Here is a 14,650-nt window from a genome sequence, read left to right on the forward strand (position 1 = left end):
CTGCACCAAAAGAGAATGCCGCCGCTCCGGCGCGGGCAGGGATTGCGCAGGCCGGGTCCTGATACCCTCCCGCGTGCACGGGTACCTGCTATTACGCCTTTTCCAGCGTGCATTGCAGCGGGTGCTGGTTCTGCCGCGCGGCGTCCATCACCTGGTTCACCTTGGTTTCGGCGACCTCGTAGCTGAACACGCCGCACACACCGACGCCCTGTTGATGGACGTGGAGCATGACCTGCGTCGCCTGTTCGATATCCATGTTGAAGAATCGCTGAAGGACCATCACGACGAATTCCATCGGGGTATAGTCGTCGTTGAGCAGCAGCACCTTGTACATCGATGGCTTTTTGGGCTTTGCGCGCGTGCGCGTCGCAATGCCGACACCGGGCGCGCCGCCAGCGTCGTCGTCCTTGTCCGCCATCGCGTGGACCGGCAGAAATTCGGGATCGGGAAACATCATCGACGGAATATCGCACGCGCGGACGGATTCGCAAGGGGGCGGGGGCGATGTTAACCGCCTTTTGTTCTTGCACGGGACCCGATGCGCAAAAAAGAACCGCCCGCTTCACAGGGAAGCGGGCGGCCTTTCTATGGTCAGCGCAGGCGGGGGGAGGGGGAAGTGCCCGCGCCGACGCGAAGGTGAAGTCGCTTAGGCGGCCTTCATCTTCGAAGTGATGACCGACACGCGGTTCGAGATCGGCGCGAAGCTGTCGTTCGTCAGCTTGACGACGAGTTCGCTGGTCTTCGAGGTCTGCGCGACAGCGGCGTCGAACGCCTTCTTGCTGTTTTCGGCATAGAGTTTGAAGAATTCGGTCGGCGACTTGACGGCGGTGTAGCCCTTCAGCGCGGCGGTCGTGTCTTCAAAGCTCTTGCGAGCGAAGGCGACGCCTTCCTGGCCGAGCGTTTCCATGCCCTTGGCAGCGATCTTGCCCGATTCGACGAGCGCTTCGACATTGGCCTTGTTGAATTCGACGGCTTCTTCGGCGAGCTTGCTCGACTTCGACATCGCTTCCTTGGCGCGATCGTTGAAATCGGCGGTCAGGGCTTCGACGCGGGTCTTGGCTTCGTCGGCGAACTTCTTGACGGTATCGTTCATGGTCTTGAATCCTTTGCTGGTGGCAGCGACGGGCTTCGGCGCGGCCTTGGGGGCAATTTTCTTCACGGTCGCCTTCTTGGGGGCGACCTTCTTGGCTGCGGCTTTGGGGGCAGCAGCCTTTTTCGCAGTCGGCTTGGCTTTTGCCTTCACCGTCTTGGTTTTCACGGGAGCCGCAACGGGCTTTGCAGCCGCCGGGGTGGCGGCAGCTGCCGGAGCGGCCGGAGCGGCCACCGGCTTGGCGGCAGTTTCCAGCGTCGCGGCTTCGAAAGCCTTTTCGGCACTATCCATCTTGGTAGCCATCGGGACAACTCCTTTTTGTTGCACTGCACAATATAGGAGTGGAACGGCGATTTCAAGGATTTTTTGTGCAGCGCACAATGAATCTTCGAATGCCGGCCCGGGGCCGAGTATATTTACGCGATATTACCGCTGCTTGACATAGCGGCCGGGGGCGTCTTCGATGGCCTTTTTCTTGCCCTTTCCGGGGATACGCGCGCCTTTGGCGGGAATTTTCCTGGCGTCCTGTTCGGCGATCCAGCCAATCCAGTGCGGCCACCAGCTGCCCTTTGTCTCGGTCGCGCTGGCCTCGAACTCGGCGAGCGTCGGGGCGCTATTGTCGCCCGTCCAATATTGATATTTTCCCGCAGCCGGCGGGTTGACGACCCCGGCGATATGCCCCGAGCCCGCGAGCAGAAATGTCTTTGGTCCCGACAGATGATCCATCAGCCGCCAAACGCTCGCGAGCGGCGCTATATGATCTTCGCGCCCCGCCTGGATATAGGTCGGGGTCTTGATCTTGCGCAGGTCGATCGGCGTGCCGCAGACCGACAGGCTGTTCGGGATGACCAGCCGGTTGTCGCGATACAGGTCGACCAGATATTGGCGGTGCCACTTCGCCGGCAGGTTCGTCGTGTCGCCGTTCCAATAGAGCAGGTCGAACGGCGGATAGTCGTTGCCGAGCAGATAATTGCTGACGACATAATTCCAGATGAGGTCGCGTCCGCGCAGGCTGTTGAACGTCGCCGCCATATAGCGTCCGTCGAGATAGCCCGGCGCCGATAGCTGCTGGAGCAGCGCGAGATAATTGTCGTCGACGAACAGCTTGAGCTCGCCCGCGAACTCGAAATCGACCTGCGCGGTGAAAAAGGTCGCTGACTTGACCTTGTCGGCTTCGCCCTTCGCCGCGAGCATCGCCAGCGTCGCGGCGAGCGTCGTCCCCGCCACGCAATAGCCGATCGCATGGACATGCGGTACGTCGAGCAGGTCGCGGATCGTGTCGATCGCATCGACCTGCGCCGCGACATAATCGTCCCACACGACGTCCTTCATCGTTTCGTCGGCCGATTTCCACGACACCATGAACACCGAAAGGCCCTGCTCGGTCGCCCATTTGACAAAGCTTTTGGCGGGGTTGAGGTCGAGGATATAGAAACGGTTGATCCACGGCGGGAAGATGACGAGCGGGACCGTGAAGACCTCCTTCGTCGTCGGCGCATAGTGGATGAGCTGATAAAGGTCGGTTTCGTGGATGACCTTGCCCGGCGTGGTCGCGATATTGACCCCGACCTCGAACGCGTCGGGATCGACGTGGCTGAGCTGCCCGCGCGACAGGTCGGACAGCATATGCCTCAGCCCCTTGAGCAGGCTTTCGCCGCGCGTTTCCACCGCCCGTTTGATGACCTCGGGATTGGTGAGCGCAAGATTGGTGGGCGACAGCGCCTCGGCCATATTCTTTGCGGCGAATTCGAGCTTGGCGCGCGCGGCATCGTCGAGCCCGGCAACCTGCCGCGTCGTCGCCAGCAATTGCTCGGACAAGAGGCCATAGGTCTGTCGGATCAGCGCGAACGCCGGGTTGGCCGTCCATTCGGGATCGCTGAAGCGCCGGTCTTTTGGCGCATCCTCGGCAGGCGACGGTGCGAAGGGGGGCTGGAGCGTGGCGAGCGACGACCAGAAGGCGACGCCTTGCTCCCACATCTTCGAGGTCTGGGCGGCCCAGATTTCGGTCGCCGGCGTGTCCAGCCATTTTGCCGGATCGAAGAGCGGCCGGGCATCGGCATCGTCCTGGGCCTGACCGAGCGCATATTCGAGCATCATCTGCTGCGCGCGCGTCATGACGCTCGCCCAATGCTGGAGATCGTCGGGGGAGGGCAGGAAGGGATTGGGTGCCGTGCCGCTATCGTCGTCGCCGGTTTCGCTCATTATGGTTCCCGCTGGTCAGCCTCTGCTGCCATGCCTATAACAAGCCGCGGCACGGCTGGCGAGGCGCCGTTCGGGCCGATGGAGAATGTCCGAAACGAAAAGGAGTTGTTCTAGTTTCCCATGTCCGACGATGAATTCTACCGCATCAAGCGCCTGCCGCCCTATGTCATCGCCGAAGTCAATGCGATGCGAGCGGCCGCGCGAGCCGCGGGGGAGGACATCATCGACCTGGGGATGGGCAACCCCGACCTGCCGCCGCCGCAGCATGTGATCGACAAGCTGTGCGAGGTAGCGCAAAAGCCCGACGCCCACGGCTATTCGCAGTCGAAAGGGATTCCGGGGCTTCGCCGCGCGCAGGCCAATTATTACGCGCGCCGCTTCAACGTGGAACTCGACCCCGAAAGCGAGATCGTCGTGACGATGGGGTCGAAGGAAGGGCTCGCAAGCCTTGCGACCGCGATCACCGGCCCCGGCGACGTCGTGCTCGCGCCGAACCCCAGCTATCCGATCCACACCTTTGGCTTCATCATCGCCGGCGCCGCGATCCGCAGCGTGCCGACGACTCCCGACGAGAATTATTGGCGCGCGCTCGACCGCGCGATGGCGTTCACCGTTCCGCGTCCGTCGATCCTCGTCGTCAACTTCCCGTCGAACCCGACGGCGGACACGGTCGACCTTGCCTTTTACGAGCGGCTCGTCGCCTGGGCGAAGGAAAACAAGGTATGGGTGCTTTCAGACCTTGCCTATTCGGAGCTGTATTACGACGGCAATCCGACGCCCTCGATCCTGCAGGTGCCGGGCGCGAAGGATGTCGCGATCGAGTTTACCTCGATGTCGAAAACCTATTCGATGGCGGGTTGGCGCATGGGCTTTGCGGTCGGCAACAAAAGGCTGATCGCGGCGATGACGCGCGTCAAATCCTATCTCGACTACGGCGCCTTCACGCCGATCCAGGCGGCCGCATGCGCGGCGCTCAACGGCCCGCAGGACATTGTCGAGAAGAATCGCGAGCTCTATCAGAAGCGCCGCGACGTGATGGTCGAAAGCTTTGCACGCGCCGGCTGGGACGTCCCGAGCCCCAAGGCGTCGATGTTCGCCTGGGCGCCGCTGCCGCCCGCGCTCAAGGAAATGGGCAGCCTCGAATTCTCGAAGCAACTGCTCACCCACGCCAAGGTCGCGGTCGCGCCGGGCGTCGGCTATGGCGAGGACGGTGAGGGCTATGTCCGCATCGCGATGGTCGAGAATGAACAGCGCATCCGGCAAGCCGCGCGCAACGTTCGAAAATTCCTTCAGATGCACGGCGTGAACACCCCGACCGTGGCGGCAGGCGGCGGCGGGTGAGCGCGGGCAGCTCGGCGCTGGTCGCCGAGACGATCCAGCTGTCGGTGACGCCGGTATTCCTGCTCGTCGCGACGGGCGCGTTGCTCAACGTCCTTACCGGGCGGCTCGCGCGCGTCGTTGACCGCTCGCGGACCCTGATGGAGCGGTGGGCGGAGACCGAGGGGGCCGAGCATGACCGCGTCGTCGACGAACTGCGTGCCGCCGACCGGCGAATGGATATCATCAACAATTCGATACTGGCCGCGGTTCTGTGCGGTATCGTCGTCTGCCTGCTCGTCGCGCTCTTGTTCGCGCAGGCGATTGCCGGGTTCAACCTGGGGCTCGCGGCCTCGTGGGCCTTTGCGGCCGCCATGCTGCTGCTGCTCGTCTCGCTGACCCTGTTCCTTGTCGAGGTCCGCATGGCGATCCGCACCATCCATGTACCGATGGAGTTGCTCGAACTCGAGGAAATGGGCTGGCGGCGGCGACGCGACCGGCGCTGAGCGCAGCGTCGATCAGGGCGTAATCGCCGCGCGATAGGTCGGCGCGACACGCTTGCGGCTCACCTGCTCATAGGCAAAGCCCGCCGCCAGAACCTCGGCATCTTTCCACTTGCCGCCGATGAAGGAAACGCCGACGGGAAGCCCCTCGATCGCACCCATCGGCACCGTCAGATGCGGATAGCCCGCGACGGCGGGCAACTGGCTCGCGCTCGGCCCCGTATAATGGTCGCCGTTGACGAGGTCGGTGGTCCATGCTGGACCATTGGTCACGCCGACGAGCAGGTCGACGCGGTGCGCCGCGAGCAGGCGGTCGATGCCGTCCGGCCCGGCCAGCCGCGCCGCCTTCGCCTTCGCCTCCCTATAGGCCGCGCTGTCGAGGCTGCCCTTGCTCTCGGCAAGTTCGAACAGCGACTGGTCGAACCAGCGCAATTCCTCCGGATGCGCCTTGTTGAAGGCGATCAGGTCGGCGAGCGTCTTCGGTCCCTCGGGATTGGGGAGCGAGGCGAGATAGGCGGCCATGTCGGCCTTGAGCTCGGTCATCAATATCTCGAACTCGGCATCGCCCAGTTCCTCAAGCCCCGACTTGCTGTCGGCGATTTCAACGATCGTCGCCCCCGCCGCCTCCATGTCGCGCAGCGCTGCGTCGAACAGCGTGGCAATGTCGGCGCGGCCGCCGATCCGGTCGCGCAGCACGCCGATGCGCTTGCCCGATAGCGCGCGGTCGGCGAGCGCGGCGACATAGTCGGTCTTGCGCGCATCGGCCTCGGCGGTCGCGGGGTCGGCGGGGTCGCTGCCCGCGATGGCCGTCAAAACCGCGGCGGCGTCGCGCACCGTGAGCGCCATCGGGCCGGCAGTGTCCTGGCTGTGGCTGATCGGTACGATATGGGTGCGGCTGACGAGGCCGACCGTCGGCTTGAAGCCGACGATGCCGTTGACGCCGGCGGGGCAGGTGATCGATCCGTCGGTTTCGGTGCCGATCGCGACGGGCGCGAGGCCCGCGGCCACCGCGGCGCCGCTTCCCGAGGACGAACCGCAAGCGTTGCGGTCGAGCGCGTGGGGGTTCCGCGTGAGCCCGCCGACCGCGCTCCACCCGCTCGTCGAATCGTTCGAGCGGATATTCGCCCATTCGCTGAGGTTGGTCTTGCCGAGGATGACCGCCCCCGCCTCGCGCAACCGCGCGACGAGCGGGGCGTCGCGGCCCGTGACATTGTCCTTGAGCGCGAGCGAGCCCGCGGTCGTCGGGACCGGACCCTTTGCTTCGATATTGTCCTTGAGCAGGATGGGAATGCCGTGAAGCGGGCCGCGGATCGCGCCCGCGGCGCGCTCGCGGTCGAGCCGGTGTGCCTCGACCGTCGCGTCGGGAAATGTCGCGATGACCGCGTTGAGCGTCGGACCCGCATCGTCGACCCTGCGGATACGCTCGAGATAGGCGGCGGTCGCAACGTCGCTATTGATCCGCCCCTCGCTCATCTCCGCCTGCAAGGTTGCGGCGTCCTTGCCTGCGACTTCGGGCAGCGGCGGCGGTAACGCCATCGCCGGAGCGACGAGGAAGAGCGCGGAGGCGGCGAGTAGCGAAAATTTTTGCATGGCCCACAAGCTGCCAGCCGTAGCGGCAATTGCAAGTCGCCATTTTCGGACCGTCGATGCGGCGTTGACTCGCGCCCTTGCCGTCTGCACCCATCGTCGCGGGAGAATGCGATGACCGAAAAAGCCGCCCTTGCGCCGGGCGCTGCGGCGCCGAGCGGCGATGCCGCGTCCGCCAATGTCCGCACGACGCTGTGGATCCTGCTGATCGTCTATATATTCAATTTCCTCGACCGGCAGATCGTCAACATCCTCGCCGAGCCGATAAAGGGCGAGCTCGGGCTCAGCGATACGCAACTGGGATTGCTCGCGGGCCCGGCCTTTGCAGTTTTCTATGCGCTGCTCGGCATTCCCATCGCGCGCTATGCCGACAAGGAGGGCACCAACCGCGTTCGGCTCATCGCCTTGGCCGTCGCTGTCTGGTCGGCGATGACGGCAGTGTGCGGTCTTGCGCAGAATTTCGTCCAGCTCCTGCTGGCACGCATCGGCGTGGGGGTTGGGGAAGCGGGCTGCACGCCCGCCGCCCATTCGCTGATCACCGACAGCGTACCGGCGGAGAAGCGTTCGTCGGCGATCGCCTTTTACGGGTTGGGCGTACCGGTGGGATCGCTGCTCGGGCTTATCATCGGGGGCGTCGTAAACGATCTGTATGGCTGGCGGATCGCGCTGATGCTCGTTGGCGCGCCGGGGCTGCTGCTCGCGCTCGCGGTGCTCTTTTTCATGCGCGAGCCGCGCCACCACCGCCCGCTCGATGCCGCGGAAGCGACCAAGCCCGCCCCCTTGTCGACGAAAAAGGCGCTCGCGGAAATTTTCGGCTCGCGCGCCTTCGTCTATATTCTCATCGCAGCGTCGGTCACGGCCTTTCTGGGCTATGGCAAGGCGCTGTGGACGATCAGCTTCTTTATCCGCAGCCACGGCCTGTCGACGACCGAGGCGGGGCTGTCGATGGCAGTCGTGCTGGGGCTTGCGGGCGCGGTGGGGACCTGGCTCGGCGGGAAGGCGGCCGATGTCCTCGGCAAGCGCGACAAGCGCCATATCCTGACGTTCCCCGCTTACGGGATGGCGGTGGCGGCGCCATTGCTGTTCCTGGGGTATTATATGGAGGATTGGCGGATCGCAGTGGCTTTGCTCGTCGTGCCGACAATCTTCAACGCCGCCTATTATGGTCCTGCCTATGGCTGCGTGCAGGGGTTGGTTCAGCCGCGCGCGCGCGCCGTCGCGGCGTCGATCATGCTGTTCGGCCAGAATTTGATTGGCCTCGGCCTCGGACCCTTCCTTTTCGGCGCCCTCTCCGACCTCTTCGCGCCCGTCGCGGGCGAAGAGAGCGTACGCTGGGTGCTATATGGCGCAGCGTGGCTGGGGCTGATTCCCGCCTTCTTCTTCTGGCGCGCAAGCCTGCGGCTCAAGGCCGAGCTCAAATCGGGTTAAGCGTTTGTCGTCATCGCGAGCGAAGCGAAGCAATCTCCAGCCACCGGACTTGCGCAAAGCTGATAGCTGGAGATCGCCGCGTCGCCTCCGGCTCCTCGCGATGACGAAGGCTAGTAGGGCGGCGCTTGCCTGGCCCGCTGCGCCTTCGCCGCGTCGATCCACCAGTTGAGGTCGTCGGCAAAACGGGGAAAGGACTTCTGCAACCGCGCGCCGTCGTCACCCGTTGGCTGTCCGTCGGCATCGAAGGCATGGCCGATACGCGCGACGGGGAGGATCGAGGAGATCACCGCCATCCCCATCTCGCCCAATATGTCGCGCCAGCCCATCATTGCGCGTACGCCGGCTTGCGGACCCGCCGAGTAACAGGCGATCGCCGCGGGACGCCAGAACCACTCCTCGAGGAAATGGTCGGTCAGGTTCTTGAGCCCCGGCTGCGGCCCCCAATTATATTCGCCGGTGACGAACAGGAAACCGTCGGCGGCGCGGATCTTGCCCGCCAGCTCTTCCATCGCGACGGGCGCCTCGCCCTTCGGATATTCCTTGTACATGCGGTCGAGCATCGGAAGATCGACGGTCTTGGCATCGATCAACTCGGCGCTGTCGCCGCGCGCGGCGATGGCGTCGACGAGCCAGCGGGCAAGCGCGATGCCCTGTCGGTCGCGGCGGTAGCTTCCGTAGAAGACGAGGATGTGGCGGGTCATGCCGTGTTGGTGCCACGGGGGGCGCCAAAACGGAAGGGCCACCCGCGCCCTAGTCGCTGAACGGGTCGCGGATCAGGATCGTGTCGTCACGCTCGGGGCTGGTCGACACGAGCGCGATCGGCGTTTCGATCAGTTCCTGGACGCGCTGGATATATTTGATCGCCTGCGCGGGCAGATCGGCATAGCTGCGCGCGCCTGCGGTCGATTCGCTCCACCCGTCCATTTCCTCGTAAATCGGTTCGACCGCCGCCTGATCGGCGGCATGGGCGGGGAAATAGTCGAGGATCTTGCCGCGCAGGCGATAGCCCGTGCAGATGCGGACCTTCTCGAAACCGTCGAGGACGTCGAGCTTGGTGAGCGCGATACCGGTGACGCCCGAAACGGCGCAGCTCTGGCGCACGAGAACCGCGTCGAACCAGCCACAGCGGCGCTTGCGGCCCGTGACGGTTCCGAATTCATGCCCGCGCTCGCCGAGGCGCTGGCCGGTCTCGTCCTCAAGCTCGGTGGGGAAGGGGCCGCTGCCAACGCGCGTCGTATAGGCCTTGGCGATACCCAGCACGAACCCGACGGCGCCGGGTCCAAGGCCCGAGCCCGACGCGGCGGTCCCGCTGACGGTGTTCGAGCTGGTGACGAAGGGATAGGTGCCGTGGTCGATGTCGAGAAGCACGCCCTGCGCGCCTTCGAACAGGATGCGCGCGCCCGCCTTGCGGACCTTCTTGAGCCGCTTCCACACCGGCTGCGCATATTCGAGCACGAAGTCGGCGATCTCGCGCAGCTCGGCGACGAGCGCGTCGCGGTCGATCGGCGGCTCGCCGAAACCCGCGCGCAGCGCGTCGTGATGCGCGGTCAGGCGGTCGAGCTGCGGTTCGAGATGGTCGAGGTGCGCAAGGTCGCAGACGCGGATCGCGCGGCGGCCGACCTTGTCCTCATAGGCAGGACCGATGCCGCGGCCCGTAGTGCCGATCTTGCCCGCGCCGGCAGCCGTCTCGCGCAGCGCGTCGAGGTCGCGGTGAAAGGGCAGGATCAGCGCGCAATTGTCGGCGATGGCGAAATTCTCGGCGTTGATCGTCACACCCTGGCCGCGCAGTTTGGCGATCTCGTCGCGCAGCGCCCACGGGTCGAGCACGACGCCATTGCCGATGATCGACAAGGTGCCGGTGACGATACCCGAGGGGAGCAGCGACAGCTTGTAGGTCTGGTTGCCGACGACGAGCGTGTGACCGGCGTTGTGCCCGCCCTGGAAACGGACGACCGCGTCGGCGCGGCTTGCGAGCCAGTCGACGATCTTTCCCTTGCCCTCATCGCCCCATTGCGACCCGATGACGGTGACATTTGCCATGATGCTGTCCTGCTGTGTGCGGCCCGCAAGAGCCCGCGCGGCCTTAGCGGATTTGGCCGCAGAGGCAAGCGCGGCTGGCATGAAAATGCGACATTTGCCGCGCAGATATTCTCTTCGGGAGGATTGTTTTTCTCGCGTCCCCGTCGGGGCGACGCTTTCGTCCTGGAAAGGAATGCCCATGCGCTGCCCGCGCCCGTTCGTCGGATTTGTCGCCGTCACGGCCTTTGCCGTGGCGAGCATCGCCGTGCCGGCTCCCTTTGCCGACGGCCGCGAGCGGCTGCGCGACCGGATCATGGAGCGTATGGGGGCCGACAACGCGCCCAAGGTTCCGGGAAGCGAGACGATATCCTATGGCGCCGACCCGCTGCAGGCGCTCGATATCTGGCGCGCCAAGGGCGCAAAGGGACCGGCGCCGCTGATCGTCTTTGTTCACGGCGGCGGCTGGAAGCGCGGCGACAAGGACAATGCGACGGGCCGGTTCAAGGCGGTGCATTATCCCGGGCAGGGCTATGCCTTTGCGTCGATCAACTATCGCCTCGTCCCTGCGGCGAAAGTCGAGCAGCAGGCCGCCGACGTCGCCGGCGCGGTGCGCGCGCTCGTCGACCGGGCGGCGGCGCTCGGCATCGACCGGCGGCGCATCGTGCTGATGGGGCACAGCGCGGGCGCGCATCTCGTCGCGCTGGTCGGCACCGACGAACGCTATCTGAAAGGCGCGGGACTGTCCTTCGCCGACATCGCGGGGGTGATCCCGATCGACGGCGCCGCCTATGACGTGCCCGCGCAGATGAGCGATGGGCCGCCGATCATGCAGAAGACATATGCGCAGGCGTTCGGGACCGATCCGGCGCGGCAAAAGGCGCTGTCGCCGACCGCGCAGGCAGTCGCGCCAAATGCGCCCGCATTCCTGCTCCTGTATGTCCAGCGGCCCGACGGGGTGCGGCAGGCGAAGGCATTGGGGGCTGCGCTCGAAAAGGGCGGTTCGCGCGTCGAGCATGGCAGCTTCCCCGGCGAGGGGTTGAAAGGCCATGCCGAGATCAACCGCAGCCTTGGCGACCCCGGCTATGCGCCGACGGGAGCCGTCGATGCTTGGCTGAAAAGGCTGTTCGCGCGCTAGATCCTGCGCGGAGAAGTGCGTCAGAGCAGCCCTTCGATCGCCTCGGCCAGCCGGGCGTCGCGTTCGGACAGGCCATTCGCGTCGTGCGTCGTCAGAAGGACGTCGACGCGGCTATAGACGTTCGACCATTCGGGATGATGGTCCATCTTTTCGGCAATGATCGCGACGCTCGCCATGAAGCCGAACGCTTGCGCGAAATCGGCGAACTGGAAGCGGCGCACGATCGCGTCGCGCTCGGGCTCGTGCGTCCAGTCGGGAAAGCGGTTGAGCAGCGCGGCGCGCGCCGCATCGTCGAGTTTCTGGACCATCTTCGTTTCTCCCGCTGGTCAAGCCGTTACGCCCGCCATAAGGAAGGGCGCGATGAGCGACAAGTCTGCCCTTCCTGCCGGCTGGACCGGCGCAGCGCCCGACGCCGACGCGCTGTTCGCGATGGCCGAGGCGGCGCTCGCGACGCTCCCCGACGTCTTTGCGCCGCACATTCGCGGGCTCGTGATTTCGGTCGAGGAATTCGCCGACGACGAGATACTTGCCTCGCTTGGGATCGAACATCCCTATGACCTCACCGGTCTTTATGAAGGTCGCCCGCTCACCGAACGCAGCATCGACGCGAGCGGCGGCATGCCCGACCGCGTGACGCTCTATCGCATCCCGATACTCGTCGAATGGATCGAGGGCGGCGAGCGGCTCGACTGGCTGGTGCGCCACGTACTGATCCACGAGATCGGCCACCATTTCGGCTTTTCCGACGACGATATGCACGCGCTAGAGGATATGGCGTGAGCGAAGCCGACCTGTTGCTGCGGCTCGATCGCGTGGCGTGCGTGCGCGGCGACCGGCTGGTGTTCGAGGGGGTCTCGCTCGCGCTGGCGCGCGGCGGCGCGCTGTGGCTGCGCGGCCCCAATGGCGCGGGCAAGTCGAGCCTGATCCGGCTCGCGGCGGGATTGCTGCGCGCGGCGGCAGGGACGGTCGAACGCCGCGAGCGCATCGCCTTGATCGACGAGGGTGCGGCGCTCGACCCCGAACTGCCGCTGCGCCGTGCGCTCGATTTCTGGGCGCGCATCGACACGATCGATGGCCCCCGCGTCACAGAAGCGATGGGCGCGATGGGACTGGCACCGCTCGCCGAGGTTCCGGTGGCGATGCTCTCGACGGGCCAGCGCAAGCGCGCCGCGATGGCGCGTGTCATCGCGAGCGGCGCGCCGATCTGGCTGCTCGACGAGCCTGCAAATGGTATGGACGAAGCGGCGAAGGAGCGGCTGGTCGCGGCGATTGCCAAGCATCGCGGCAACGGCGGTGCGGTGCTGCTGGCCTCTCATTTTGCGCTGGACATAGCGGAGTTGGCCGAACTCGATATGGGGGCGCTGGCGTGACGGCGCTTATCGCGCTTTTCTGGCGCGACCTGCGCCGCGCGTGGGGCAGCGGGGCGCTATGGCTGCCCATTGTCTTCTTCCTGCTCGTCGCCACCGCCTTTCCCTTTGCGGTCGGCCCCGACGCGCCGCTGCTGTCGCGGACGGGCGGCGGGATGGTCTGGGTCGCGGCGCTGCTTGCGGCGCTGCTGCCGATCGACCGGCTGGTGCGACCCGACAAGGAAACGGGCGTGCTCGACCAGCTTGCCGTGCGCGGCTTCGCCGACGAAGTGGTCGCGGCGGTCAAGATCGCCGCACACGCGTTCGGGTTTGGCTTGCCGCTGCTCGTAGCGCTGCTTCCGGCGGCGGCATTGCTCGCGCAGGACGCTGCGCGCGTCGAAATGCTGGCGACCGGTCTTGCAATCGCCATCCCCGCGCTCGCATCGCTTGCCGTTTTGAGCGCGGCGCTCACGGCAAACCTCAAGGGGGGGAGCGCGATCGGCGGATTGCTCGTGTTGCCGCTCGCGGTGCCGCTGCTGATCTTTGGTGCAGGAATGCTCGACCCGTCGGGGCGCGGCGCGGTGAAGCTGCTCGGCGCGGCGAGTCTGCTGTTGACGGTCATCGGCCCCTTTGCAGCGGGCGCTGCGCTGCGGGGGCTGCGCGAATGACGCGACCGTCGCTTGCGCATGTCGCGCTCGTCGTGCGCGATTATGACGAGGCCATCGCCTTCTACGCCGGAAAGCTCGGCTTCACGCTTGCCACCGACGACAAGTGGGTTCTGAAGGCGCCCCGCCGGTGATAAACCCGCCCCGGCGCTTTTGCCCGCACGAAATTGCCGAGCGCGACGAACAACATTTCGCGCGCACCGCATCCCAGCATTTCGTTTGTCAGCCAGTCGAAATGCGCGCGATCCTGGTGCGCCGCCGCGACCGTTACCGAAGCGAGCAGCGCTTCGTCGAAGCTCAGGTGCGGACAGCAGGGCGGCGCGACGGCAAAGGGGTCAGGCCAGACATGGCCGATCGCCTCGACGACGAGGCGGAAGCGCCGCGCGGCGAGGATTTTGCCCCAGCGGCGCTCAAGCTCGGGCATCGGATCTCGCCCACCGCGACGACAGAGGATGCAATAGCGCAGCGCAAGCACCACCTGCGCGGCATCGACGGGAAGCGCGCGTAGCAGCGGCTGTTCGGTCAGGCGGCGCAAGGTATCGCGGATTGGCATGCGGCTGGTGTCTCCCGTCGCAGCCCGTCACTCGGCTTCCAGGCCGAAAAAGATGCCGGCCGCATGGGTGCAGCTGAAAGTGGCAGCGGCCGGCAGGAGGGGACTGCTCGACTGTGCTAATGAGAATTAATCGCAAATACAAGGGAAAAGAATGGCGCCCGAAGGCGCCCTTGGAAAGCCTGGGTTTTGCACGCTTTCGTCGCCCCGCGAAAGTGGGGGCCGCTCTCGGTTTGCGTCACGATGCAGGGTAGCGATCCCCGAAAAGGCTGATGACGGCCCCCGCTTTCGCGGGGGCGACGTTCTAATTCTCAGTCGTCGCTCACCGGTTTCGACTGGAGCTGGATATAATTTTCGATGCCCATGCGTTCGATAAGGTCGAACTGCTTTTCGAGTTCGTCGACATGATGCTCCTCGCTCTCGAGGATGTCGGTGAACAGGTCGCGGCTCACATAGTCGCGCACGCCCTCGCAATGCGCGATCGCATCCTTGAGCAGCGGGATTGCCTCTTCCTCGAGCGCGAGGTCGGCCTTCAGAATCTCCTCAACCGTCTCTCCGACGCGCAGTCGCCCGAGCAACTGGAAATTGGGGAGGCCGCCGAGGAAGAGGATGCGATCCGCCAGCTTGTCGGCATGCTTCATCTCGTCGATCGATTCCTCGCGCTCGAAATGCGCGAGCCGCGCGATGCCCCAATTGTCGAGCATGCGGTAATGCAGCCAATATTGGTTGATCGCGGTCAATTCGTTCTTGAGCGCCTCGTTGAGGAAATCGATGACCTTTTCGTCGCCCTTCATTGTCTTGTCCTGTT

General features: G+C 65.3%; 16 protein-coding genes and 1 pseudogene. 8 read left to right on the plus strand and 9 right to left on the minus strand.

Annotated features, from left to right (window positions below):
- Positions 1–91 precede the first annotated feature (91 nt).
- The 3 genes from clpS to H7692_RS13190 all read right to left on the minus strand — a co-directional run bounded on the left by clpS (position 92) and on the right by H7692_RS13190 (position 3,292).
- Positions 92–418, minus strand: a complete 327-nt coding sequence (clpS, locus tag H7692_RS13180) for an ATP-dependent Clp protease adapter ClpS (RefSeq protein WP_201928715.1) — start codon at positions 416–418, stop codon at positions 92–94.
- Positions 419–646: 228 nt separating this feature from the next.
- Entirely contained in the window at positions 647–1,393 is a 747-nt protein-coding gene (locus H7692_RS13185; protein WP_222137106.1) for a phasin family protein, read from the minus strand.
- A 123-nt stretch (positions 1,394–1,516) separates the two neighbouring features.
- Entirely contained in the window at positions 1,517–3,292 is a 1,776-nt protein-coding gene (locus H7692_RS13190) for a PHA/PHB synthase family protein (protein WP_227340330.1), read from the minus strand.
- A 120-nt stretch (positions 3,293–3,412) separates the two neighbouring features.
- On the opposite strand from H7692_RS13190, the gene H7692_RS13195 reads away from it, so the two are divergent.
- Both H7692_RS13195 and H7692_RS13200 read left to right on the plus strand, forming a co-directional pair.
- Positions 3,413–4,633 carry an LL-diaminopimelate aminotransferase gene (locus tag H7692_RS13195; RefSeq protein WP_222137108.1) on the plus strand — a complete coding sequence of 407 codons (1,221 nt, stop codon included), beginning with the start codon at positions 3,413–3,415 and terminating at the stop codon, positions 4,631–4,633.
- Positions 4,630–5,115: a DUF2721 domain-containing protein gene (locus H7692_RS13200; RefSeq protein ID WP_201927848.1), complete on the plus strand. Its 486-nt coding sequence runs from the start codon at positions 4,630–4,632 to the stop codon at positions 5,113–5,115. Before H7692_RS13195 ends, H7692_RS13200 begins: the two co-directional genes overlap by 4 nt.
- A 12-nt stretch (positions 5,116–5,127) precedes the next feature.
- Here H7692_RS13200 and H7692_RS13205 read toward each other — a convergent pair whose 3' ends face one another.
- Complete coding sequence (locus tag H7692_RS13205) at positions 5,128–6,702, minus strand: amidase (RefSeq protein WP_222137109.1); 1,575 nt, start codon at positions 6,700–6,702, stop codon at positions 5,128–5,130.
- 111 nt (positions 6,703–6,813) lie between these two features.
- On the opposite strand from H7692_RS13205, the gene H7692_RS13210 reads away from it, so the two are divergent.
- Entirely contained in the window at positions 6,814–8,127 is a 1,314-nt protein-coding gene (locus H7692_RS13210; RefSeq protein ID WP_222137110.1) for a spinster family MFS transporter, read from the plus strand.
- 110 nt (positions 8,128–8,237) lie between these two features.
- Here H7692_RS13210 and H7692_RS13215 read toward each other — a convergent pair whose 3' ends face one another.
- Positions 8,238–8,828 (minus strand): NADPH-dependent FMN reductase, encoded by a 591-nt coding sequence (locus H7692_RS13215; RefSeq protein WP_222137111.1) that lies wholly within the window; start codon positions 8,826–8,828, stop codon positions 8,238–8,240.
- 49 nt (positions 8,829–8,877) lie between these two features.
- Positions 8,878–10,167, minus strand: coding sequence for an adenylosuccinate synthase (locus H7692_RS13220; RefSeq protein ID WP_201927843.1), 1,290 nt, complete (start codon positions 10,165–10,167; stop codon positions 8,878–8,880).
- 292 nt (positions 10,168–10,459) lie between these two features.
- On the opposite strand from H7692_RS13220, the gene H7692_RS13225 reads away from it, so the two are divergent.
- Entirely contained in the window at positions 10,460–11,281 is an 822-nt protein-coding gene (locus H7692_RS13225; protein ID WP_390881125.1) for an alpha/beta hydrolase, read from the plus strand.
- Positions 11,282–11,301: 20 nt separating this feature from the next.
- On the opposite strand, the gene H7692_RS13230 is transcribed toward H7692_RS13225, so the two are convergent.
- Positions 11,302–11,589, minus strand: a complete 288-nt coding sequence (locus H7692_RS13230; protein ID WP_222137113.1) for a 4a-hydroxytetrahydrobiopterin dehydratase — start codon at positions 11,587–11,589, stop codon at positions 11,302–11,304.
- A gap of 52 nt (positions 11,590–11,641) precedes the next feature.
- On the opposite strand from H7692_RS13230, the gene H7692_RS13235 reads away from it, so the two are divergent.
- The 4 genes and pseudogenes from H7692_RS13235 to H7692_RS15145 all read left to right on the plus strand — a co-directional run.
- Positions 11,642–12,061: a metallopeptidase family protein gene (locus H7692_RS13235; RefSeq protein WP_201927839.1), complete on the plus strand. Its 420-nt coding sequence runs from the start codon at positions 11,642–11,644 to the stop codon at positions 12,059–12,061.
- Complete coding sequence (gene ccmA, locus H7692_RS13240; RefSeq protein WP_227340331.1) at positions 12,058–12,651, plus strand: heme ABC exporter ATP-binding protein CcmA; 594 nt, start codon at positions 12,058–12,060, stop codon at positions 12,649–12,651. Before H7692_RS13235 ends, ccmA begins: the two co-directional genes overlap by 4 nt.
- Positions 12,648–13,295, plus strand: coding sequence for a heme exporter protein CcmB (locus tag H7692_RS13245; RefSeq protein WP_201927837.1), 648 nt, complete (start codon positions 12,648–12,650; stop codon positions 13,293–13,295). Before ccmA ends, H7692_RS13245 begins: the two co-directional genes overlap by 4 nt.
- Positions 13,292–13,351: pseudogene (locus H7692_RS15145) on the plus strand (hypothetical protein); the annotation flags it as partial. The gene H7692_RS13245 and the pseudogene H7692_RS15145, both read left to right, overlap by 4 nt.
- Before the next feature lie 5 nt (positions 13,352–13,356).
- On the opposite strand, the gene H7692_RS13255 reads toward H7692_RS15145, so the two are convergent.
- Together H7692_RS13255 and bfr are read right to left on the minus strand one after the other, a co-directional pair.
- Positions 13,357–13,845: an addiction module antidote protein gene (locus tag H7692_RS13255; RefSeq protein WP_227340332.1), complete on the minus strand. Its 489-nt coding sequence runs from the start codon at positions 13,843–13,845 to the stop codon at positions 13,357–13,359.
- 308 nt (positions 13,846–14,153) lie between these two features.
- Positions 14,154–14,636 (minus strand): bacterioferritin, encoded by a 483-nt coding sequence (gene bfr, locus H7692_RS13260; protein WP_201927834.1) that lies wholly within the window; start codon positions 14,634–14,636, stop codon positions 14,154–14,156.
- Positions 14,637–14,650: the final 14 nt, after the last annotated feature.

The sequence above is a fragment of the Sphingopyxis sp. P8 genome, from assembly GCF_020622175.1.
GTDB classification, from domain to species: domain Bacteria; phylum Pseudomonadota; class Alphaproteobacteria; order Sphingomonadales; family Sphingomonadaceae; genus Sphingopyxis; species Sphingopyxis jiangsuensis.

What these genes read in the sequence shown, in the direction of transcription:
- clpS (WP_201928715.1), bottom strand. Translation starts at nt 418, where the DNA reads ATGGCGGACAAGGACGACGACGCTGGCGGCGCGCCCGGTGTCGGCATT.
- H7692_RS13185 (WP_222137106.1), bottom strand. Translation starts at nt 1,393, where the DNA reads ATGGCTACCAAGATGGATAGTGCCGAAAAGGCTTTCGAAGCCGCGACG.
- H7692_RS13190 (WP_227340330.1), bottom strand. Translation starts at nt 3,292, where the DNA reads ATGAGCGAAACCGGCGACGACGATAGCGGCACGGCACCCAATCCCTTC.
- H7692_RS13195 (WP_222137108.1), top strand. Translation starts at nt 3,413, where the DNA reads ATGTCCGACGATGAATTCTACCGCATCAAGCGCCTGCCGCCCTATGTC.
- H7692_RS13205 (WP_222137109.1), bottom strand. Translation starts at nt 6,702, where the DNA reads ATGCAAAAATTTTCGCTACTCGCCGCCTCCGCGCTCTTCCTCGTCGCT.
- H7692_RS13210 (WP_222137110.1), top strand. Translation starts at nt 6,814, where the DNA reads ATGACCGAAAAAGCCGCCCTTGCGCCGGGCGCTGCGGCGCCGAGCGGC.
- H7692_RS13215 (WP_222137111.1), bottom strand. Translation starts at nt 8,828, where the DNA reads ATGACCCGCCACATCCTCGTCTTCTACGGAAGCTACCGCCGCGACCGA.
- H7692_RS13220 (WP_201927843.1), bottom strand. Translation starts at nt 10,167, where the DNA reads ATGGCAAATGTCACCGTCATCGGGTCGCAATGGGGCGATGAGGGCAAG.
- H7692_RS13225 (WP_390881125.1), top strand. Translation starts at nt 10,460, where the DNA reads ATGGAGCGTATGGGGGCCGACAACGCGCCCAAGGTTCCGGGAAGCGAG.
- H7692_RS13230 (WP_222137113.1), bottom strand. Translation starts at nt 11,589, where the DNA reads ATGGTCCAGAAACTCGACGATGCGGCGCGCGCCGCGCTGCTCAACCGC.
- H7692_RS13235 (WP_201927839.1), top strand. Translation starts at nt 11,642, where the DNA reads ATGAGCGACAAGTCTGCCCTTCCTGCCGGCTGGACCGGCGCAGCGCCC.
- H7692_RS13255 (WP_227340332.1), bottom strand. Translation starts at nt 13,845, where the DNA reads ATGCCAATCCGCGATACCTTGCGCCGCCTGACCGAACAGCCGCTGCTA.
- bfr (WP_201927834.1), bottom strand. Translation starts at nt 14,636, where the DNA reads ATGAAGGGCGACGAAAAGGTCATCGATTTCCTCAACGAGGCGCTCAAG.